A 20,562-nucleotide genomic window follows, 5' to 3' on the forward strand; every position below is an offset into this window, starting at 1 on the left:
TTCTCCCACCTTTCCAGCCACCTTTAGCTTGGCTCATCGCCCATAAAGTCATACGGCGTAACGTTTTCCATCCCCATGTTCGCCTCTTCAAACGGCAGTTCGACCTCGACAAACGGCGCCGCCGCCCCCGCCAGCTTCTCAGCGAGCGCCGTCTGGCGCGCTCCGTCGCTTTGTTTTGCGACGCCGAATCGAAACGCTTCCTCTTCCCCGCATAAAACGAGAAACTGCTTGCTTCTTGTCACCGCAGTATACAACAAATTCCGTTTCAACATCCGGTAATAGTTTTTGACGACGGGCAAAATGACGATTGGAAACTCGCTTCCTTGCGCCTTATGAACCGAACAGCAGTACGCATGGGTGATTTGTCCTAAATCTTGCCGTGTGTACGTCACTTCAATGCCATCAAACGAGACGACGAGCAAGTCTTGCTTTTCGATATTTTCTTTGGCGTAAAAAATGGCAACGATTTCGCCGATGTCGCCGTTAAACACATTGTCTTCCGGTTGATTGACGAGCTGCAGCACCTTATCGCCGACGCGGTAGACGACCTCACCGACCGACAGCTCCCGCTTCCCCTCAGCCGGCGGGTTGAACAGCTCTTGAAGCGCCTTGTTCAATTGGTCAATGCCCGCTGGACCACGGTACATCGGGGCGAGCACTTGAATATCTTTGACGGAAAACCCTTTTTTGCGCGCGTTGTCCGCGATTTGCCGCACGACATCGACGACCTGGCCCGCACGGCAGCGGATGAAGGAACGGTCTGCCTTCGGAGCGGTCAAATCGTCCGGCACGACGCCGCGCTTCATCTTATGAGCAAGCTCGATGATCGATGATCCTTCCGCCTGGCGATACACCTCGGTCAACCGAGCGAACGGAATGACGCCTGAAGAGAGCAAGTCTTTCAGCACTTGCCCTGGCCCCACGGATGGCAATTGATCCTCATCGCCGACGAAAATGACTTGCATGCCGTTTGGCACGGCTTTTAACAGCTGGTTGGCGAGCCACGTGTCGACCATCGACATCTCATCGATGACAAGCAGCTTGCCGGAAATCGGTTCGTTCTCGTCGCGGCTGAACCCTTCCGCCCCATTCCAGCCGAGCAAGCGGTGGATCGTCGCCGCCGGCAGCCCGGTCGCCTCGCTCATCCGCTTCGCCGCTCGGCCGGTCGGTGCGGCCAGCAGCACCGGAAACGGCTCGCCTTGTTTGTAGTCAGCCGGGTCAATAGACAGGCCGTTTAGGGCGGCAAACAGCTCGACGATGCCTTTGATGACCGTCGTTTTCCCCGTTCCCGGACCGCCGGTCAAAATAAACAGCGGCGAAGAAAGCGCTTGTTGGATCGCTTCCCTTTGCTGGGGGGCATATTGCATGCCAAGCCGTTCCTCAAGCGCCCCAAGCGCCAGCAAAAACTCCGACTCGGCAAACGCCGACGGCGGCGTCTGCCCGAGCAGCCGCTTAATGTTGGAGACGATCCCTTTCTCGGCGAAGTAAAGGGAAGGGAGATAATAACGCCCTTGCTCGGCGATCAGCTTCCCTTCCTCGCTTAACATCAGAAGCGTTTGGCTGATCGCTCGTCCATCCACCGCACCGCTCAGCCTTCCGTCAAGCAGCTCCCCGATGCGCTCCATCAGCTCTTCCTCGCGCAAATAAACGTGCCCTTCCTGCAAGCACGCCTGTTCAAGAACAAACAACGAGGCGGCGCGCAGCCGGGCCGGATGGCTGCCGGAAATGCCGAGCTGGCGCCCGATTTCATCAGCGCGGCCAAAGCCGATCCCTTCGATATCCTCAACGAGCTGGTACGGGTTCTCGTGGATGATGTCAATCGCTTCTTCGCCATACGCTTGGTAAATTTTCATGGCCAGCTGCGGGCCAAAACCGAGCTGGGCGAGGGCGATCATCGTTTGCTCAAGCCCTTCGTGGGCGCGAAGCGCATCGTACAGCTGCTTCGCCTTTTTTTTCGTCAGCTTCGGCACACGCTCTAGCGCCTTGGGGTCGCGCAAAATCGCGGCGATCGCGTTTTCGCCGAGCGTCTCGACAATCGCCGCAGCCGTTTTTTTGCCGATTCCTTTAAACAAACCGCTCGATAAATAATGAATGACTCCTTCTTTCGTGTTCGGAAGCTGTTTGCGGAACTGACTAGCCGCATATTGGCGGCCAAAACGCGGATGTTGGCGGAATTGTCCGTAAAAGATGTAGACGTCCCCTTCGTTTAAACGCGGAAAATAGCCGGTGACGACGACTTCCTCCTCAACGGGCGCTTCGTTCGTTTCCTCAACGCGCACGCGGACGACCGTGTACAATGTTTCCTCATTATGAAAAATGACCGCCAAGCACACTCCTTTAATGAACGTGCGTCCGTCAAGGGCGAGGATTTGTTGCTCTTGCAACAGCCATCCCCCTGCCTTTTTACGGCGCAAGCCGCTTTTCCATCAGTTTCTTTCCGTATCCGGCAAGCACGTGATCGGGCTTGGCTTCCAAGGCAGCGGCAAACATATTGCGGGCGGCATCGAGCTCATCTTTGTACGCATAAATGACGCCTAAATTGTAGTACGCATCAGCGTGGCGCGGATCGAGTTCCAACGTTTTTTCGAAATAACGCTTCGCCTCATCGACATAATCGAGCGTGGCGAGGCAAAGGCCAAGCTGAAACAGCGCTTCGGCATCCGTCTCGTTCAGCTCAGCCGCGCGCTGCAAATACGGCAGCGCCAGCCGCGGCATCTCGAGCCGCCATAAGGACATGCCGAGCATAAAATGCGTATCGGCATCGTCAAGACCAAGCCCAAGCGCGCGCTCAAACATATCTTTCGCTTTCGCGAACTGCTCACGCTTATAATGCACTGTACCCATGCCGTAATACGCGGCCGCCGCCTTCTTGTCAATTTTCAGCGCCTGTCGGAAACAGTCAAGCGCCTTCTCTTCTTCACCGGCAGCAACGAGAACCGTGCCGATGTTAATGTACCCGGCCGGATCGTCCGGATGCTGTTCGACCGCAGCGGAAAAACAGCGGATGGCTTCCTCATACTTCCCCTCGCGCATATACGCCAAGCCTTGTTCGTTGAAATTGGCCACCGCCCATCCCCCCTGATTCAACGTGATTTTCAAGCAACGGCCCCCAGCCTAATAGCCTGATTGAAGATCGTGCGCACCGGCACATCCGTCAACCAACATACCAAAGCTTTTCGCCGTTGCGGAACACTTCATCGATCGTGCCGCCGCCGAGGCATTCCTCGCCGTTGTAAAAAACAACCGCCTGCCCCGGCGTCACCGCCCGCGCCGGCGCATCAAACACGACTTCCACCCCGCCGTCCGCAAGCGGGTGGACCGTCACGCCGACATCAGGCTGACGATAGCGAAATTTCGCCGTGCAACGGAACGGCGCTTCCGGCTTGCGGTCAGACACCCAGTTGACATCGACCGCCTTTAGCGAGGTGGAATACAAATATTCGTTTTCAAACCCTTGGGCGACATACAGCACATTTTCGCGCACATCTTTGCCGACGACAAACCACGGTTCGCCGCTGCCGCCGATGCCAAGGCCGTGGCGCTGGCCGATCGTGTAATACATGACGCCGTCATGCCGCCCTTTCACTTCGCCATCGAGCGTTTTCATCACTCCCGGCTGGGCCGGCAAATAATGACTCAAAAATTCTTTGAAATCGCGTTCACCGATAAAACAAATGCCCGTGCTGTCTTTTTTTCCAGCGGTGGCGAGCCCAGCCTCTTTCGCAATCCGGCGCACGTCCGCTTTCTGCAAATGGCCGATCGGAAACATCACTTTCGACAGCTGAGCTTGGCCGAGCTGGTTTAAAAAGTACGTTTGATCTTTGTTCGGGTCGGCTCCGCGCAGCATTTTATATTCGCCATCGCGAAACTCGACGCGGGCGTAATGGCCGGTTGCGATGTAATCGGCGCCGATCGACATGGCGTGCTCTAAAAACGCCTTGAACTTAATTTCCTTATTGCACATCACGTCCGGGTTCGGCGTGCGCCCGGCTTTGTATTCATTCAAAAAGTACGTAAACACTTTGTCCCAATACTGTTTTTCAAAATTGACCGCATAATACGGGATGCCGATTTGGTTGCAGACGCGCACGACATCTTCGTAGTCCTCAGTCGCCGTGCAAACGCCGTTTTCATCGGTGTCATCCCAGTTTTTCATAAAAATGCCGATCACATCATATCCTTGTTCTTTCAATAGCAGCGCAGCGACCGACGAGTCGACCCCGCCGGACATGCCGACGACGACGCGCGTTTCGTGCGGCGCTTTGTTCATGCTGTTTCCCCCCCTTTAGCGGTTTGTGAGCCGCTTTATGATCTTCACTGTTTCCTCGGCCGCCCGCTCGATTTGTTCCATCGTATTGCCGAGCCCGAAGCTGAAGCGCACAGACGAACGGATGCGCTCCGACTCTTTTCCGCACATCGCGACAAGCACGTGCGACGGGTCGATTGACCCGGCGGTGCATGCTGACCCGCTCGAGGCGGCGATGCCGGCTAAATCCAAGTTCACGAGCAGCGATTCGACATTGGTTCCCGGGAAGGCGACATTCAAAATATGCGGCAGGCCATCCGGGCGGCCGTTGACCGCATAGTCGATCCCTGAGGAGCGGAAAATCGCAAGCATCGCCTCGCGCCACGCCGCATATTGCCGACGTTTCTCTTCCCTTGTTCGCTCAGCGATTTCCGCCGCCTGCGCCAAGCCGATGATGCCGGGGACGTTTTCCGTGCCGGCGCGCCGCTTCCGCTCCTGTTCGCCGCCGAAAAGGAGCGGAGTGATGCGGACCGTTTCCCGGACATACAAAGCCCCGCTTCCTTTCGGGCCGTTGATTTTATGAGCGGAAATCGACAGCAAATCGATCCCGTATTCATTCACATCGATCGGAAGAAGCCCGTACGCCTGGACGGCGTCCGTATGGAAATAAGCCGGATGATCGCGAAGCAGCGCCCCGATTTCGCGAATCGGCTGGATCGTGCCGACTTCGTTGTTGGCAAACATGACCGACACCAAAACGGTCTCATCGCGCAGCGCGGCCTTGACATCCTCGACCGATACCGTCCCTTGTTCGTCAACGGGCAAATACGTGACCTCAAACCCTTGCGTCTCTAAATATTCACAAGCGCGCAGCACCGCATGATGCTCGATGGCGGTTGTAATGATATGATTGCCGCGGCCGCGGTTCGCTATGGCCGTTCCGATGACCGCAAAGTTATCCGCTTCCGTGCCGCCGCTTGTAAACACAATCTCCGTCTCTTTCGCCCCAATCGAGCGGGCGATGACAGCCCTCGCTTCATCGACCGCGCGGCGGCTCTGCCGTCCAAAATGATGGATGCTTGACGGGTTGCCGAACTGTTCCGTCATCCACTGGACCATACCGGCGGCCACGTCTGGATGGACCGGGGAAGTTGCCGCATGGTCCAAATAAATCCGTTCCAACGGCCATTCTCCTTTCCTTTCTGTTGCTTAAATATAAAACATATATGCCCCTTCATCCCCGTCGCTATACTTCGCCAAATCTTCGAGCGTTGTGCTGTCGAGCACTTCCTCGACCGCATCGCGGATGCGAATCCATAGCTCGCGCTTCGCCGGCTCTTCCTCCTCGAGCTCCTCGACCGGGGTCAGCGGCCCCTCCAACACGCGCAAAATGTCGCCGGCGGTGATTTTCGCCGGATGTTCAGCGAGCACATAGCCGCCATACGCTCCGCGAATGCTTTTGACGAGCCCGGCGTTGCGCAGCGGCGTGACGAGCTGCTCTAAATAATGTTCAGATAAATTGTTCGCCTTGGCGATCGAACGAAGCGAGATCGGACGATCGCCATATTTTTTGGCCAATTCAATCATAATCGTCAAGCCATATCGGCCTTTCGTCGAAATCTTCATTCATATCCCTCCTAACGGCTTAACCCTTGCGTCCGAGTGCCGGCGGCCGGTCCAAGCAGGCGGCTTGCGACCTTTTGGCATTGCGGCAGCGCCAAGCCGGCAATCGAACCGATCGTCACACAAAAAAGGAACGTGCCAAACGACACCGGGCCGCCGAGCAACCAGCCGGCCAACAGCACGAACGCTTCGATCCCGATGCGAATGTACGCCACGTTCCATCCGGTCAGCTCGGTCAAAGTGAGCATGAAACGCCTGTGTTATTATATCATAAAAATCCCTTTCCCTTCACGGCTGAACCTTGACCTCTTGTTTCAACTGCTCAAGCCGCCGGTACACCTTGGCGTAATGTTTTTCCTCGCCATGCTCTTTCGGTTCATAATAGCGGACGCCTTCCAGAGCGGAGGGCAAATACGCTTGCGCCACCCAGCCGTTCGGATAATCGTGCGGATACAAGTAGCCTTGTCCACGCCCGAGTGCAGCCGCCCCTTTGTAATGAGCGTCTTTTAAATGATCCGGAATATCGCCAAGCTTGCCGGAACGGACATCGGCAATGGCAGCGTCCAGCGCCTTGTAAGCACTGTTGGATTTCGGGCTTAAACAGAGTTCAATCGTCACAACCGCGAGCGGAATGCGCGCTTCCGGCAGCCCGAGGCGTTCCGCCGCTTCGACCGCTGCCTGTACTTTCACTCCCATCATCGGATTGGCAAGTCCGATGTCCTCATAAGCCATCACAAGCAATCTCCGGCAAACGGCCGCCAAGTCTCCGCCTTCAAGCAGACGGGCCAAATAATGAAGCGCGGCATCGACATCGCTGCCGCGCACGCTTTTTTGAAACGCGGACAACAACGAATAATAATGATCGCCATATTTGTCATGGGTAAAACCGCGGTTTGCGGTGCATGAAGCCACGATATCCTCATCAATATACAAGCAGCCGTGGCGCTCATCGGCAGCCGCAACCGCCGCCTCCAGAAGCGAAAGCGCGACGCGCGCATCCCCACCGGCTGCCTCGGCGATGCGCCATAACAACGACTCGTCAATGACAACCGGCGGCTCGCCGACCCCTCGTTCCGGATCAGCGAGCGCCCGTTTCAGAATGATCAAGAGGTCATCCGGCTTGAGCGGTTTCAGTTGTTGGATTTGCCCGCAGCGGCTGCGAATGGCGGGATTGACCTCGTGAAACGGGTTTTCCGTTGTGGCGCCAATCAAGGTCACGAGCCCGGATTCGAGATGCGGCAACAAAACGTCTTGCTGCGCTTTATTCAGCCGATGGATTTCGTCGATAAATAAGAGGACATTGCCCGACCAACGCGCCGCTTCGACTGCCTCTTCGATTTCCTTTTTGCCGGCGGTCGTCGCATTGATGGCGACCCATTCGCGCCCGGCGGTGCGGGCAATGGCGTAAGCGAGTGACGTCTTCCCTGTCCCCGGCTCTCCGTAAAGCAAAAGCGAGGGAACATGACCTTTTTTGACCATTTTATAAAGCGGCGTACTAGGGCCAATGATGTGCTGTTGCCCAACGATCTCATCGATCGTCCGCGGCCGCATCCGCCAAGCAAGCGGCTCCGTCGTTTTGGGCATGCCGACCCCCTCCTTGAGATTGATGACGCTATGTTCACAGACATCCTCCGATGCCGCCTATTCATTTTCGGCGAATGGGGCGTCTCCCCGTGGGAAGAGCGGTGGTTTTAATCAAAATAGCGTTCAATGGCCTCCTTCAACTCATTGTACAGCGGAAGCGAGTATTTCGCCAAATAGAGCAGAAGCGCCTCCACCATAAACCGCCTAGCTGTCTCCCCTTTCTCGAGTTCTTCCTTCAATAAGCGCAGCGAGCGAAGAATATCGTCTTCAACCGGACGCATCGCCGCCATGCGCTCTAAACAGCTGATAGCCCGTTCTTTCCATTGACTCCGCTCTTGGGTCGCCGCAGCAATGTAATCCGCCATCATCGTTTCATCGAGCAACCCCGTCTTGCCGTCAAGCAGGCTGGCAACGATGGCATCAAGCCGATCGAGCAAGAAGGGGGCAAGCTTCTCAGGAAGCAGCGGCTTTCGGTCTACCGCCAAGTAAATCAGATATTCTTTCAGCATTCCGTTGAGCATCGTCGCGCAATCAAACGAAACTGGACGCACTTGTTCGCCGTATATGTCTTCAATCGCCCGGCGATACCAGTGGAGCGTATGGGCGCGGATGCGAAACACCAGATGCTGCACCTCATGGCTCACCTTCACGGCTTGTTCGCCCAACTGCATTTGCACCAGCTCTTTATGTTCGTCAAACAGCTGGATTTGTACAGTCAACTGACGGCAAAACCGCTCGCGCGCGGTTAAGGAGGGATCAGCCTCGATTTGTTTAAGCTGGTGAAACAAGACTTCATAATGGTAGCAGAAAATCGATGCAGCCAACTCTTCTTTTGATTTGAAATAATTGTAAATCGAACCTTTGGCTACTCCGCTCCGTTCGGCGATTTCCTGCATGGAGGTAGCGTGATAGCCTTTTTCGGCGAATAATTTCATCGCCGTTTCAATGATGTCCTCTTTCCGTCCCAATGTTTTCTCCTTCCTTACTCCTTCTTCATGTCCATTATAGTCGATCTTGCCATGAAAAAAAATGCCGGACGGCCCGTTATCCGGCCATCCAGCCCTGTCATTTTGCCATCGGTTCGCGTTTTGCCGTCCGGAAGAAAAACGCCTCATACATCGCAGGAATGAACACAAGCGTCAATAACGTCGACGACGTCAGGCCGCCGATGACAGTGATGGCCAGCCCTTTCGAAATCAACGTGCCGGCCTCATTCGTCAGCGCAAGCGGAATGAGCGCTGTCACAGTCGCAAAGGCTGTCATTAAAATCGGCCGCAGCCGTGTTTTGCCGGCTTCAATGATGGCGCTTCGCACCGTCATCCGTTTTTGTTCGCGGTTTTGCCCGATTCGATCCACCAGCACGATCGCATTGGTCGTCACGATGCCAATGAGCATCAACAAGCCGATCATGACGCTGATGGAAAGCGGCTCATCGGCCACATACAAAGCAAACAGCGAACCGATGGGAACAAACAAAAGGGAAGATAAAATGATCAGCGGCACCCGCACTTTGCCAAATGTAATCAGCATCGTCAAATACACAAGCCCGATGGCCGCCGCCATGGCCACACCGAGCTCGCGGAACGTCTGCACCGTCTCATCGCTTCCGCCGCCCGTTTTCACTGTGACATCGGATGGGATCTTCAAATCATTTACATGTTTCGAAATATCATTCGTGACTTTCTGAATGTTGTCGCCGACAATCTGGGCGGATACGCGGGCAAACACTTTTCCGTCCAGCTTTTGAATGGACGTATACACGTCCGCCTCTTTCACTTCGGCGACAGCTGAAAGTGGAATCACTCCGTTTCTCGTCACGATCGGAAGCTCTTTCAACTCATCGATCGATCCCAACGTTTCATCATACGAAAGTTCGACTTGCTCATCCTTGCCGCCGAGTTTCAGCGTCCCTACATCGACCGGTTTGGTTGCATCGGCCACCGCCCCGAGCAATTGCATGCCCGAAACGCCATAAGCGGCCGCCTTTTCCGGATCAATGGCGACAATCACTTGTTTTTGCTTTTCCGTCAAGTTATTCGTCACATCTTTGACATCATCGCGTTGTTTTAAATACGTCTCGACCTGTTTGGCTGCTGTTTGGAGCGCCTCCAAGTCATTGGAGTATAAGTCAATATTCACGTTATTATTCGTTGGCGGCCCTCCGCTCGACATCTCTTGCACGCCCACTTTGGCCCCGGGCGCGAGCTGATTGGCGATGCGGCGCATTTCTTTTTCGAGAACGGCCACGATTTTCGCGGTGTCAGCGCTGTCCTTTAATAGAATATAATAGCTGGCTTGATTGGGCCGTTTCAATCCTGTGCGGAAATCGCGGCTTCCCACTGCGGCGGTGACGCTCTCGACATCGCTTCGTTTTAAAAACATCTTTTCCATCTCCAACGACACATCATTCGTTTTGACCACCGATGTGGAAGCCGGCAGTTCAATGCTCGCCACCAGCGTTTTCTGCTCTTCGTTCGGCAAAAACGTAAATCCAAGTTTCGGCACGAGCGCCAATGAACCAACCAATAGCACAACCGACAACACAAAGACAATCGCTTTATGGTTGAGCGCCCATTCAATGATTCGGCCATACAGACGCTGAAGCGCTCCTTCTTTTTCCTCTGGCGGCACACGGCGGAACGAAAATTTCGCTAAAATCGGCACAACCGTCACGGCCACCAACAAAGAGGCCAACAGGGCAAACGTAATCGTCAAGGCAAAAGGCAGGAAAAATTCCCCTGTAATGCCCCCAACAAGCCCGAGAGGCAAAAAGACAACAACCGTTGTGATGGTCGAGGACACAATCGCTTTGACAATTTCTTTCGTTGATTGCTCGACTAAATCATCGCTCATGCCTGTTTTCTCCCGGCGGACGCGGCGGAAAATATTTTCGATCACGACAATGCTGTCATCCACGACTCGGCCGACGGCGACGGCCATGCCGCCAAGCGTCATGACATTGAGGGTAATATCCATACGATTGAGAAAAATGGCCGATACAAGCAGCGAGAGCGGAATCGAGACGATGGCAATCACAGTCGCCCGAACGTTGCGCAAAAAGAGCAAGACGGCCAACGAAGCAAACAGCGCCCCGAGCAGCCCTTCACGGACAAGCGATTCAACGGATTGTTTGATGCCAGCTGACGAATCAAACCCGATGGAATAATCAAACTGATGTTTGTAGGAATTCAGCACGTTGATCACTTGGTCTGCCACTTCAATCGTATTGGCATCTTGTTTTTTCGTCACGGCCATCGACAGCGATGGCTTCAAATTATAGCGGGTGAATTCGCTTTGCTCGTTGACTTCCTCAATCGTCGCAATATCCCCAAGCTTCACGGGCGCAACGCGCTGCAATCCATTCGCCGCCATAGGAACAGCTGTCGGCACGAGTTTCAGATTTTTCAACTCATGGATGGTGTTCAATTTTTCCTCGACGCGAACAGGAATTTGCCATGTATCGGTTTGCAACGTTCCAGCCGGGAACGCCAACACCTTTTCATTGATTTGGTTTTTAATCTCTGACAAGGTCAATCCCGCCTGAGCAGCCTTTTTCCGATCGACTGTGATCCGGATGAGGCGCTCGCTGTCTCCACCGATCGAAACGGAATTCACCCCGTCGATTTTATTCAATTCTGGAATCACTTCGGTTTCCAGCAACGTTTGCAGATCGGTTTCGTTTTTGGCAAACAAGGAAATGTTGAAAACCGGGATGGAACCGAATGAAAACCGATTGACTTCCGTTTGCACATGATCGGGCAATCCTGCCTTATCAATGAGCGATTCGACCTGCCGCTCCATTTTCTCCATATCCGTCCGAAATGGAAATTCAAGATTCATAACGGCCATTCCTTCATAGGAAGAACTCTGCATTTGCTTAAGCCCGTCAAGGGACTTCAGTTTTTCCTCGAGCTTGGCCGTGACCTCCTCATTCACGTCTTGCGGAGAAGCCCCAGGATAGACCGCTTCAATCGACAACTGGGGAAATTCAATGTTCGGCAGCAAATCGACCTTCAAGGAGGAGAAGGAATACAGTCCTAGAAACATGAACAAAAACGAACATACAAACACAGCTGCCGCATTTTTTAAACTGAACCTAGTCAAAAACGTCATCATGCCACCTCTCATCCCACGATTTTGACCAATCAGTCTAATTATTTTGAACTGACCGGTCATACAAAACTATTTCTATGATACATGAAAATGGGAAAAATGAAAAGGGCGAAGTTTAAAGTGGAAATCAAACGGAAAAACTATGACCATATCAACATTACCATTTGATGGGGTGGACAACATGAAAACAAGACAGGATGCTTGGTCACATGAAGAAGATGTACTGTTGGCTGAAACGGTGCTGCAATATATACGCGAAGGAAAAACGCAACTTGCCGCTTTTGAAGTCGTTGGGAGACAACTGCACCGCACAGCGGCAGCATGCGGATTCCGTTGGAACGCCGAGGTGCGCAAACGGTACCTTGAGGCGATCGAACAGGCAAAAAAGCAGCGGAAAGAACGGAAACGGGCGCTCGAAATGATGAAAAAGTGGCAAAAAGACAATACGGTTGCTGCTTGGAGTCCTTCTGGAGAACGGGACGGCGCCGAAGGGTCATCGCCTTTTCTCCCGGCAGCCCCATTGACACTGGAGCAGTGCATTTCATTTTTGCAAACATTGCGGCGCGGCATCGAGGAGATGGAAGCGATCCGCCAAGACAACGAGCGCCTGAAACGCGAGCGGGCGGAATGGCAGGCGCGGAACGAACAGCTTGCTCAAAAACTCGAACGCCTTGAAACGAGGCAGACCACCGTGCAAGAAGATTATGAGGCGCTCGTGAAAATCATGGCCCGCGCCCGCCAGCTCGCTTCCGAAGAAGGCGACCGCTTCTCTCTTGCCCAGCTGTTTGCCGCCGAGGCGAACGGATCGAACGAATCGCTCGCCCATTCATAAAAAAAAGAAGGTGCTCCAACAAGCATCGGGACACGTTTTCACCGCTGGAACGACGGACAGCGCCCGCTAACAAACCGGTGAATGCACCGGATGTTCACAGGAATCTCCACCTTCCCATTTTGTTCGAAATGAAGGTGGAGTAGTTCAATCGTCGCCAACGCGCCTTATGGGAATTCCCTCTAATAGACGATTAATCACGTAGGAAGCCATAATGAGCCCGGCAACTGATGGAACGAAAGCATTCGAAGACGGCGGCATTTTCGCCTTGCGGATCGGCGAAGCGTCATTGCCGACGACCTGGCGGACATCTTCGCGGATTTTCACCGGCTTCTCGTCGGAAAAGACGACCGGAATGCCGCGGCGGATCCCTTCTTTGCGCAGCTTGGCGCGGATGACTTTCGCGATCGGATCGGTGTGTGTTTTCGAAATATCGGCAATGCGGAACCGGGTCGGATCCATTTTGTTCGCCGCACCCATGCTGGAGATGATGGGAATGCCGCGCTTGAGGCATTGTTTCATCAAATGCACTTTGTACACAATCGTGTCGGACGCATCGATGACAAAATCCAGATCATGGGCGAAAAACTGCTCATACGTCTCTTCCGTATAAAACATTTGCAAAGCGATCACCTCGCACGCCGGGTTGATGTCGGCGATGCGCTCTTTCATGAGCTCCACTTTCGGACGCCCGATGGTCGAGAGCAACGCATGGATTTGCCGGTTGATGTTGGTGATATCGACGTTATCGCGATCCACAAGCACCAAGCGGCCAATGCCGGAACGGGCGAGCGCCTCGACGGCGAACGACCCCACGCCGCCGACGCCAAGGACGGCGACGGTGGCGTTTTTTAAGCGTTCCAGCCCTTCAGGGCCAATCGCGAGTTCATTGCGGGAAAATTGGTGCAGCATCGTTCTCCTCTCCGTTTGCTTCAAAATTGATGTTTATGCCGCTTTTTATCCTACCATCAAGACAGCAAAAGAGGCAACGGCATTTTGCTGGCAAAACAAAACCCCTACGCGGCCATCCGCATAGGGGAAATGTTGTTGATCCCTTAATGTTGCCAGTCCCAATCGTGCCGTCGATGCCTTCGTTTTGAACCCGCTCTCTCATAGGTGGGTGCCCTGTTCCAAGGTTTGCGCTTCCCCTGTGACGAAGAGGCGTGCACGCCGCTTGGAAACCCCGAGCTCCCGGATCATAAACTGTTCGGTCAAAACGATCAGTGATCCGACGAACACATTAGGACGGTTGTTGGTTTTATTGTAACACATTTTTCGGCCTTTGTGAACACCTATCGCCAACGTTTCTTTTTCAGATGCCGCTGTCACTCGTTTTCCGGAAGCACAACCGCCAAGTGCAGCTCCTCGAGCTGCTTGTCGCTGACCGGCCCCGGCGCTTCGGTAAGCAAGCAGCTCGCGCTCGCCGTTTTCGGAAACGCGATCGTATCGCGCAAGTTCGTGCGCCCAGCGAGCAACATCACCAGCCGGTCAAGGCCAAGCGCAATGCCGCCGTGCGGCGGAGTGCCGTATTCAAACGCCTCAAGCAAGAATCCGAACTGACGGCGCGCTTCTTCTTCGCTGAACCCTAAGGCGCGGAACATTTTTTCTTGCACGTCCCGCTCGAAAATGCGGAGCGAGCCGCCGCCAAGCTCATAGCCATTTAAGACGAGGTCGTACGCCTGCGCGCGGACGGCGCTTGGGTTTGTCTCCAACAGCGGAATGTCGTCGCGCACCGGCATCGTAAACGGATGGTGAGCGGCGTAATAGCGCCCTTCTTCTTCGTCATACTCCAAAAGCGGCCAATCCGTCACCCACAAAAACGCGAGCTTCGCTTCGTCGATCAAGCCGAGCTCCTTGCCAAGCTTCAGCCGCAACGCGCCGAGCGCCGCGGCGACGATCGCTTTTTCGTCGGCGACAAACAAAAGCAAATCTCCGTCTTCGACAGCAAGCGCTCGACGCAGCGCCGCCTGTTCCTCATCGGTGAAAAACTTGGCGATCGGTCCTTTCAGCTCTTCGCCTTCCGCTTTCAGCCAGGCGAGCCCTTTCGCCCCGTAGCGGCCGGCAAATTCTCCTAAGGCGTCAATATCTTTACGCGAATAGCGAGGGGCAGCGCCTTTCGCGTTGATCGCCTTCACTTGGCCTCCTTCTTTGACGGCGCGGGCGAACACTTGAAATGCTGAATCACGAACGATTTCCGATACGTCGACGAGCTCGAGGCCAAAGCGTATATCCGGCTTGTCCGAGCCGTAGCAGCTCATCGCCTCGTCATACGTGATGCGCGGAAACGGGCGCGGGATGTCGATCCCTTTTGCCGCTTTCACGACGGCAGCCATCATCCGTTCGGTTAAATCGATAATATCCTCTTGTTCGATAAACGACATTTCGATGTCGATTTGCGTAAATTCCGGCTGGCGGTCGGCGCGCAAATCCTCGTCACGGAAGCAACGGGCGATTTGGTAGTACCGTTCCACGCCGCCGACCATGAGCAGCTGCTTAAAAATTTGCGGCGACTGCGGCAACGCGTAAAATTCGCCCGGATGGACGCGGCTTGGCACCAAATAGTCACGCGCCCCTTCCGGCGTGCTTTTCGTCAACATCGGCGTTTCAATTTCCAAAAAGCGTTCGCTATCCAAAAAGTCGCGCACCGTCTTTGTGATTTTGTGGCGAAGCGCCAGGGTTTGAAACATGACTGGGCGGCGCAAATCCAAATACCGATATTTTAAGCGCACGTCTTCCGCCGCATCCGTGTCATCGGAAATCGAAAACGGCGGCGTTTTTGCCTCGTTGATGATCTCGATTCGTTCCGCCTGAATTTCAATGCGGCCGGTCGCGATGTTCGGATTGACCGTCTCCGGAGCGCGGGCGACGACCGTTCCTTCGACGCTTAAAACGTATTCGCTCCGCACGCGCTCCGCTGCCGCCAGCGCTTCAGCCGACACGTCCGGGCTGGCGACAACTTGGACGATGCCCGTTCGGTCGCGCAAGTCAATGAAAATGAGGCCGCCTAAGTCGCGGCGCTTTTGCACCCATCCTTTGAGCACGACGCGCTCGCCGACGGCCGTTTCCGGCACTTCTCCGCAATAATACGTCCGTTCCATTCGCTCACTCCTCCTTCCCGATCCGTTCATGCAAAAAGTGCGCCAACTCGCCGAGCGGTACATTCGTTTGCTCGCCGCTCGCCATATGCTTTACCGCCGCTTCCTGTCTCTCGAGTTCTTCATCGCCGATAATGGCGACAAACGATGCCCCAAGCCGGTCGGCGGCCTTCAGCTGCGCCTTCAATTTTCGGCCCAAATAATCTTGATCGACCCTCAATCCGGAGCGGCGCAATGCATAAACGAGGCGGACCGCCTCATCTTTCGCCCGCTCACCGACAGCGACGACATAGCAGTCAAGCCCGCTCTCCACCGGCAATTCCACTCCTTCGGCGTCAAGGGCGGCCAACAGCCGCTCGATGCTCAAGGCAAAGCCGATGCCCGGCGTCTCCGGACCGCCGATTTCTTGGACAAGCCCGTTGTAACGCCCGCCGCCGCACAGCGTCGCCGCCGCGCCAAATCCTTCCGCTTCGCTCATAATTTCGAACGTCGTATGATTGTAGTAATCAAGTCCGCGCACAAGACGCGAATCAATGACAAACGGAATGCCAAGGTTAGTTAAATATTGTTTGACTTTTTCAAAATAAGCACGCGAGTCTTCGTTCAAATAATCCAAAATCGACGGCGCCGTCGCCATCAGCTCATGATCGCGGTCTTTTTTGCAGTCGAGAATGCGGAGCGGATTCGTATGAAGCCTCGTCTGGCAGTCCGGGCACAGCTCGTGGATGCGGCTTGAAAAATGGCGAACAAGCGCCTCTCGGTGCGCCCGGCGGCTGTCAAGGTCGCCCAAGCTGTTGATGACAAGCCGGATCCGTTTTAAGCCAAGCGCTTCGTAAATATGCATCGCTAGCGCCATCACCTCGGCGTCAATCGCCGGATCGCTGCTGCCGAGCGCCTCGACGCCGAACTGGACGAACTGGCGGAACCGTCCCGCTTCCGGCCGCTCGTAGCGAAACATCGGCCCGCTGTAATACAGTTTCAGCGGCTGGTGCGGACTGCCGTACAGCTTATGCTCGACAAACGCTCTGACAACCGGCGCCGTGCCTTCCGGGCGGAGCGTCAGCGCGCGCCCCCCTTTGTCTTCGAACGTGTACATTTCCTTTTGCACAATGTCCGTTGTATCCCCCACGCCGCGCAAAAAAAGTTCCGTATGCTCGAAAATCGGCGTCCGGATTTCCCGATACCCGTATCGGCTGCAAAGGTTGCGGGCGACATGTTCGACATATTGCCATTTTTCCGTGTCCCCTGGCAGCACATCTTGCGTCCCTCTTGGAATTTGAAAAGCCATGCTCATCCTCCTTTGCCAAAATAAAACGCCCTTGTCCCTGTCATCGATAGGGACGAGAGCGTTATTCCCGCGGTGCCACCCTAATTGAAGCCGATCCGGCTTCCGCTTGTCGCCATTAACGCATGACGCGCGTTCCTTTTTACTGGCGCAAAGCGCGTTCAAAAGGAAACCTACGGAGTGTCTTTCGTTAAGCCATCATGGAGAAACGCTCGCAGCCTTAGGCGTTTCCTCTCTGGCCATGTGGGCCTTAACTACTTTTCTCCATCATCGGCTGTTCCGTATGAGAAAGATGTAATTTTATATTACGGACAATCTCGCCCGTTTGTCAAGTTGTCCTAGCGGCTGTGATCCATGGTTTTTCGCAAAGAGAAAAACTTTGATGTCTCATCACATTTTTCACCTTGTGTGAACTACCCACCACCTACGCTTCGCTTAGAGATGGGGGCTTCAAGCGACTTGTGTGTGTTCGCCGAACGGTAAGCCACACACAAGAACCCTTTACGCTTCCCTTCGTTCCGAAGGTGTCCGTTCTAGCCATATTCTATCCTATTCGTTGGCTGACGCCAACCGACATTCATCTCCCACTTTCACTTCGCTTCAAAGTGGGAGACTTCTTTCGGAAAGATGTTAAAAAAAGAGAGCCGACTCGTTGAACCGCCCCTCCATGGGATCGAAGAGGCGGTCCACCTTCGGCCCTCTTAATGGCGAATCAAATAATCAAACGCGCTTAACGCCGCGGTTGCACCCGAGCCCATCGAGATAATGATTTGCTTATAGGCGCTGTCCGTGCAGTCGCCTGCGGCAAAGACGCCTTCAATGTTCGTTGCGCCGCGTTTATCAACAATGATTTCACCGAAGCGATTCCGTTCCACCGTTCCTTCCAACCATTCGGTGTTCGGAACAAGGCCGATTTGCACGAACACGCCTTGCAATTCGATATGATGTTCTTCTCCTGTTTCCCGGTCAATGTACGTCAAGCCGTTGACTTTGTCCGTGCCGGTGATTTCCGTCGTTTGCGCGTTTTTAATCACCGTTACGTTCGGCAAGCTGTACAAACGATCTTGCAAAACAGCATCCGCCTTGAGTTCAGGGGCGAACTCCAGCAGCGTCACATGGCTGGCGATGCCAGCGAGGTCAATCGCCGCTTCGACTCCAGAGTTCCCGCCGCCGATGACCGCCACGTGCTTCCCTTCGAACAGCGGGCCGTCGCAGTGCGGGCAATAGGCGACCCCTTTGTTTTTGAACTCTTCCTCGCCCGGCACGCCAAGGTTGCGCCAACGGGCGCCCGTTGCGATGACAACTGTTTTGCTTTTCAACACAGCGCCGTTTTCCAGCTCGACTTCAATCAAGTCTTTTTTCTCGAGCCGTTTTGCCCGCTGCGAGCTCATGATGTCGACATTGTATTGCTTTACATGTTCTTCAATGCTGGCCGCAAGCTTCGGTCCTTCCGTATATTTGACGCTGATAAAGTTTTCAATGCCGAGCGTATCTAAAATTTGTCCGCCGAAGCGCTCCGCGACAATGCCAGTGCGAATGCCTTTGCGCGCTGCGTAAATGGCTGCTGTCGCACCTGCAGGGCCGCCGCCGATCACCAGCACATCAAACGGCTCTTTGTCGGCGAAGGAAGAAGCGTCCGGAGCACTCCCTAATTTGGCGAGGATATCTTCAAGCGACATGCGGCCGCTCGCGAACAGTTTGCCGTTTAAAAACACCGTCGGTACGGCCATAATCCCTTTTTGCTCCGCTTCTTCTTTAAACGCCGCCCCGTCGATCATCGTATGCGAAATGTTCGGGTTTAACACGCTCATGATGTTGAGCGCTTGCACGACGTCCGGGCAGTTGTGGCATGTCAGGCTGACGTACGTTTCAAAATGATGTTTGCCCCTGATTTGTTGAATGCGGTCCACGACGTCTTGGCTGACTTTCGGCGGCCGCCCGCTCACTTGAAGCAGCGCCAAAACGAGGGACGTAAATTCATGGCCGAGCGGCACGCCGGCGAAAGTGATGCCGGTGTTTTCGCCGACCCGATTGACGCTGAAGCTTGGCGTTCGTTCCAGCTTCGCTTTTTCCACTTTGATTTTCGGCGACATCGCCGTTAATTCATCGATTAAAGCAAGCATATCGCGGGAAACGTTGTCGTCTCCCGCGCTTACCGTCAAGACAATATCATTTTCAAGCAATTGCAAATACTGAGCTAGTTGCGCCTTGATGTCAGCATCCAGCAGCATCGCCTAAGCCCCCCTTAAATTTTGCCGACGAGGTCTAGGCTTGGCTTCAGCGTTTCCGCTCCTTCTTTCCATTTCGCCGGGCAGACTTCACCCGGATGGTTGCGCACGTATTGGGCCGCTTTAATTTTATCAATCAGCGTGCTGGCGTTGCGGCCGATGCCGTCCGCATTGATTTCCACCGCTTGAATGACGCCGTCTGGGTCAATGATGAACGTGCCGCGCTGCGCCAATCCTTGTTCTTCATCGAGCACATCAAACATGCGCGACAGTTGATGCGAAGGGTCGCCGATCATCACGTATTCGATTTTGCTGATGGCTGGCGATGTATCGTGCCATGCTTTATGTGTAAAGTGGGTGTCGGTCGAAACCGAGTACACTTCCACGCCAAGTTCTTTAAACGTCGCGTAGTGATCTTGCAAGTCTTCGAGCTCCGTCGGGCAGACGAACGTAAAGTCCGCTGGATAGAAGCAAACGATGCTCCATTTCCCCATGAAGTCTTGCTCTGTCACTTCGATGAATTCGCCGTTGTGATACGCTTGGGCACGGAATGGTTGTACTTTTTTCCCAACCAAAGACATTGCTTCATCTACCTCCTGCGACTGTTAGTTTATAATAATTTTAAACCAATACTTATTATCATATAGGGGCATATGTTTGTCAATACATATGCAATGGATTTTTTTCTCTACCGAGCCGGATCAGTGTTGAGCGGATGCGCAGCGCTCGCAGGGATGGACATTTTTATTCGCGGCTGTTTCGTCTGAACGGCCACACCGCCTCGGCCCACGAAACATCCACACGCCGCGTGCGCTCCTTCCAACTCGCCATGTTTACGGACGGGGCTGCTGTTTTTTCAACATTTGTACGTCTTTCGGCGCCACACCGAATTCGGATGCCAACTCAAAGGCGCTATATTGAGCCTCGAGCCGCACCCATTCGTGAAAGTCGACGGACAGCACATCGTTTGTCCGGTGCGCCTGCTCGCCTCTTTTGGTTTGCCGCATCGCGCTCCTCCTTTCTTATTGCCGCACTTGTTTTCATCTTTCCCATTTTTCGCCGAAAATAAAAAAGAAACCGGGAAACTTCATCGGTTTCCCGGTTTCTCGCTGCTGTCAATGATCAAGGTGACTGGCCCGTCGTTTGTGAGCGATACGTCCATCATCGCACCGAATACGCCGGTTTCTACATGAACGCCTCTTTCGCGCAAAGCGGCGTTGAACGCCTCATACAGCGGCAAGGCATGGTCGGGCTTGGCCGCCGCCATAAAGTTCGGGCGCCGGCCTTTTCGGCAGTCGCCGTAAAGGGTGAACTGCGACACCGACAGCACCGCCCCGCCGACGTCGAGCAAGGAGCGGTTCATTTTTCCGTTTTCATCTTCAAAAACGCGCAAATGAGCAATTTTTTCAGCCAAATAGGCAGCATCGTCCTCCGTGTCCTCGTGTGTGATGCCAAGAAGGACGACAAAACCCGCATCAATGGCACCAACAACTTCGCCGTCGACGGTGACTTTGGCCTCTTTCGCCCGCTGGATGACCGCTCTCACTCGCCTTCCTCCT

The 20,562-nt window shown here is 54.3% G+C and carries 17 protein-coding genes, 1 other RNA gene and 1 other annotated feature; of the genes, 1 reads left to right on the forward strand and 17 read right to left on the reverse strand.

Features of this window, described 5'->3' with window-relative positions; all coding sequences use genetic code 11:
* Positions 1–23: 23 nt before the first annotated feature.
* The 9 genes from GYMC52_RS13015 to GYMC52_RS13055 all read right to left on the reverse strand — a co-directional run bounded on the left by GYMC52_RS13015 (position 24) and on the right by GYMC52_RS13055 (position 11,566).
* Positions 24–2,384 (reverse strand): ATP-dependent RecD-like DNA helicase, encoded by a 2,361-nt coding sequence (locus GYMC52_RS13015; RefSeq protein WP_013524203.1) that lies wholly within the window; start codon positions 2,382–2,384, stop codon positions 24–26.
* A gap of 19 nt (positions 2,385–2,403) precedes the next feature.
* On the reverse strand, positions 2,404–3,066 hold the full coding sequence (locus GYMC52_RS13020; protein WP_011232039.1) for a tetratricopeptide repeat protein: 663 nt from the start codon (positions 3,064–3,066) through the stop codon (positions 2,404–2,406).
* Positions 3,067–3,154: 88 nt separating this feature from the next.
* Positions 3,155–4,270, reverse strand: coding sequence for a tRNA 2-thiouridine(34) synthase MnmA (gene mnmA / locus GYMC52_RS13025; RefSeq protein WP_013524204.1), 1,116 nt, complete (start codon positions 4,268–4,270; stop codon positions 3,155–3,157).
* Positions 4,271–4,285: 15 nt separating this feature from the next.
* Positions 4,286–5,428 carry a cysteine desulfurase family protein gene (locus GYMC52_RS13030; RefSeq protein ID WP_013524205.1) on the reverse strand — a complete coding sequence of 381 codons (1,143 nt, stop codon included), beginning with the start codon at positions 5,426–5,428 and terminating at the stop codon, positions 4,286–4,288.
* Between the two features lie 27 nt (positions 5,429–5,455).
* Positions 5,456–5,872 (reverse strand): cysteine metabolism transcriptional regulator CymR, encoded by a 417-nt coding sequence (gene cymR, locus GYMC52_RS13035; protein WP_011232042.1) that lies wholly within the window; start codon positions 5,870–5,872, stop codon positions 5,456–5,458.
* An 11-nt stretch (positions 5,873–5,883) separates the two neighbouring features.
* A complete protein-coding gene (locus GYMC52_RS13040) occupies positions 5,884–6,117 on the reverse strand; it encodes a hypothetical protein (protein ID WP_041468257.1) in 234 nt (77 codons plus the stop codon).
* A gap of 40 nt (positions 6,118–6,157) precedes the next feature.
* A complete protein-coding gene (locus GYMC52_RS13045) occupies positions 6,158–7,453 on the reverse strand; it encodes a replication-associated recombination protein A (RefSeq protein WP_013524206.1) in 1,296 nt (431 codons plus the stop codon).
* A gap of 107 nt (positions 7,454–7,560) precedes the next feature.
* On the reverse strand, positions 7,561–8,421 hold the full coding sequence (locus tag GYMC52_RS13050; protein WP_013524207.1) for a TetR/AcrR family transcriptional regulator: 861 nt from the start codon (positions 8,419–8,421) through the stop codon (positions 7,561–7,563).
* 97 nt (positions 8,422–8,518) lie between these two features.
* Positions 8,519–11,566, reverse strand: coding sequence for an efflux RND transporter permease subunit (locus GYMC52_RS13055; RefSeq protein ID WP_013524208.1), 3,048 nt, complete (start codon positions 11,564–11,566; stop codon positions 8,519–8,521).
* Positions 11,567–11,747: 181 nt separating this feature from the next.
* Here GYMC52_RS13055 and GYMC52_RS13060 point away from each other — a divergent pair, with 181 nt between their 5' ends.
* A complete protein-coding gene (locus GYMC52_RS13060) occupies positions 11,748–12,398 on the forward strand; it encodes an RsfA family transcriptional regulator (protein ID WP_013144650.1) in 651 nt (216 codons plus the stop codon).
* 144 nt (positions 12,399–12,542) lie between these two features.
* Here the strand turns inward: GYMC52_RS13060 and GYMC52_RS13065 are convergent, their stop codons facing one another.
* The 8 genes from GYMC52_RS13065 to dtd form a co-directional block, all read right to left on the reverse strand.
* Entirely contained in the window at positions 12,543–13,307 is a 765-nt protein-coding gene (locus GYMC52_RS13065; RefSeq protein ID WP_013524209.1) for a tRNA threonylcarbamoyladenosine dehydratase, read from the reverse strand.
* A 151-nt stretch (positions 13,308–13,458) separates the two neighbouring features.
* Positions 13,459–13,645: non-coding RNA, 6S RNA (gene ssrS / locus GYMC52_RS18220), on the reverse strand.
* Between the two features lie 75 nt (positions 13,646–13,720).
* Complete coding sequence (aspS, locus tag GYMC52_RS13075; protein ID WP_013524211.1) at positions 13,721–15,493, reverse strand: aspartate--tRNA ligase; 1,773 nt, start codon at positions 15,491–15,493, stop codon at positions 13,721–13,723.
* Positions 15,494–15,497: 4 nt separating this feature from the next.
* Entirely contained in the window at positions 15,498–16,778 is a 1,281-nt protein-coding gene (hisS, locus tag GYMC52_RS13080; RefSeq protein ID WP_013524212.1) for a histidine--tRNA ligase, read from the reverse strand.
* Positions 16,779–16,823: 45 nt separating this feature from the next.
* Positions 16,824–17,055: a binding site (T-box leader), on the reverse strand.
* A 421-nt stretch (positions 17,056–17,476) separates the two neighbouring features.
* A complete protein-coding gene (ahpF, locus tag GYMC52_RS13085) occupies positions 17,477–19,006 on the reverse strand; it encodes an alkyl hydroperoxide reductase subunit F (RefSeq protein ID WP_013144646.1) in 1,530 nt (509 codons plus the stop codon).
* 14 nt (positions 19,007–19,020) lie between these two features.
* A complete protein-coding gene (ahpC, locus tag GYMC52_RS13090) occupies positions 19,021–19,584 on the reverse strand; it encodes an alkyl hydroperoxide reductase subunit C (protein WP_011232052.1) in 564 nt (187 codons plus the stop codon).
* Positions 19,585–19,836: 252 nt separating this feature from the next.
* The gene (locus tag GYMC52_RS19795; RefSeq protein ID WP_013524213.1) at positions 19,837–20,010 is read right to left on the reverse strand and encodes a hypothetical protein; all 174 of its coding nucleotides are present in this window, start codon (positions 20,008–20,010) and stop codon (positions 19,837–19,839) included.
* 80 nt (positions 20,011–20,090) lie between these two features.
* A complete protein-coding gene (gene dtd / locus GYMC52_RS13100) occupies positions 20,091–20,549 on the reverse strand; it encodes a D-aminoacyl-tRNA deacylase (protein ID WP_013524214.1) in 459 nt (152 codons plus the stop codon).
* Positions 20,550–20,562 lie beyond the last annotated feature (13 nt).

It is taken from the genome of Geobacillus sp. Y412MC52, assembly GCF_000174795.2.
Lineage (GTDB): Bacteria > Bacillota > Bacilli > Bacillales > Anoxybacillaceae > Geobacillus > Geobacillus thermoleovorans.

Excerpts from the sequence above, each read along its gene's own strand:
- ahpC (WP_011232052.1), bottom strand. The coding sequence starts at position 19,584 with ATGTCTTTGGTTGGGAAAAAAGTACAACCATTCCGTGCCCAAGCGTAT.
- hisS (WP_013524212.1), bottom strand. The coding sequence starts at position 16,778 with ATGGCTTTTCAAATTCCAAGAGGGACGCAAGATGTGCTGCCAGGGGAC.
- GYMC52_RS19795 (WP_013524213.1), bottom strand. The coding sequence starts at position 20,010 with ATGCGGCAAACCAAAAGAGGCGAGCAGGCGCACCGGACAAACGATGTG.
- aspS (WP_013524211.1), bottom strand. The coding sequence starts at position 15,493 with ATGGAACGGACGTATTATTGCGGAGAAGTGCCGGAAACGGCCGTCGGC.
- cymR (WP_011232042.1), bottom strand. The coding sequence starts at position 5,872 with ATGAAGATTTCGACGAAAGGCCGATATGGCTTGACGATTATGATTGAA.
- GYMC52_RS13040 (WP_041468257.1), bottom strand. The coding sequence starts at position 6,117 with ATGCTCACTTTGACCGAGCTGACCGGATGGAACGTGGCGTACATTCGC.
- mnmA (WP_013524204.1), bottom strand. The coding sequence starts at position 4,270 with ATGAACAAAGCGCCGCACGAAACGCGCGTCGTCGTCGGCATGTCCGGC.
- GYMC52_RS13060 (WP_013144650.1), top strand. The coding sequence starts at position 11,748 with ATGAAAACAAGACAGGATGCTTGGTCACATGAAGAAGATGTACTGTTG.
- GYMC52_RS13045 (WP_013524206.1), bottom strand. The coding sequence starts at position 7,453 with ATGCCCAAAACGACGGAGCCGCTTGCTTGGCGGATGCGGCCGCGGACG.
- ahpF (WP_013144646.1), bottom strand. The coding sequence starts at position 19,006 with ATGCTGCTGGATGCTGACATCAAGGCGCAACTAGCTCAGTATTTGCAA.
- GYMC52_RS13065 (WP_013524209.1), bottom strand. The coding sequence starts at position 13,307 with ATGCTGCACCAATTTTCCCGCAATGAACTCGCGATTGGCCCTGAAGGG.
- GYMC52_RS13055 (WP_013524208.1), bottom strand. The coding sequence starts at position 11,566 with ATGACGTTTTTGACTAGGTTCAGTTTAAAAAATGCGGCAGCTGTGTTT.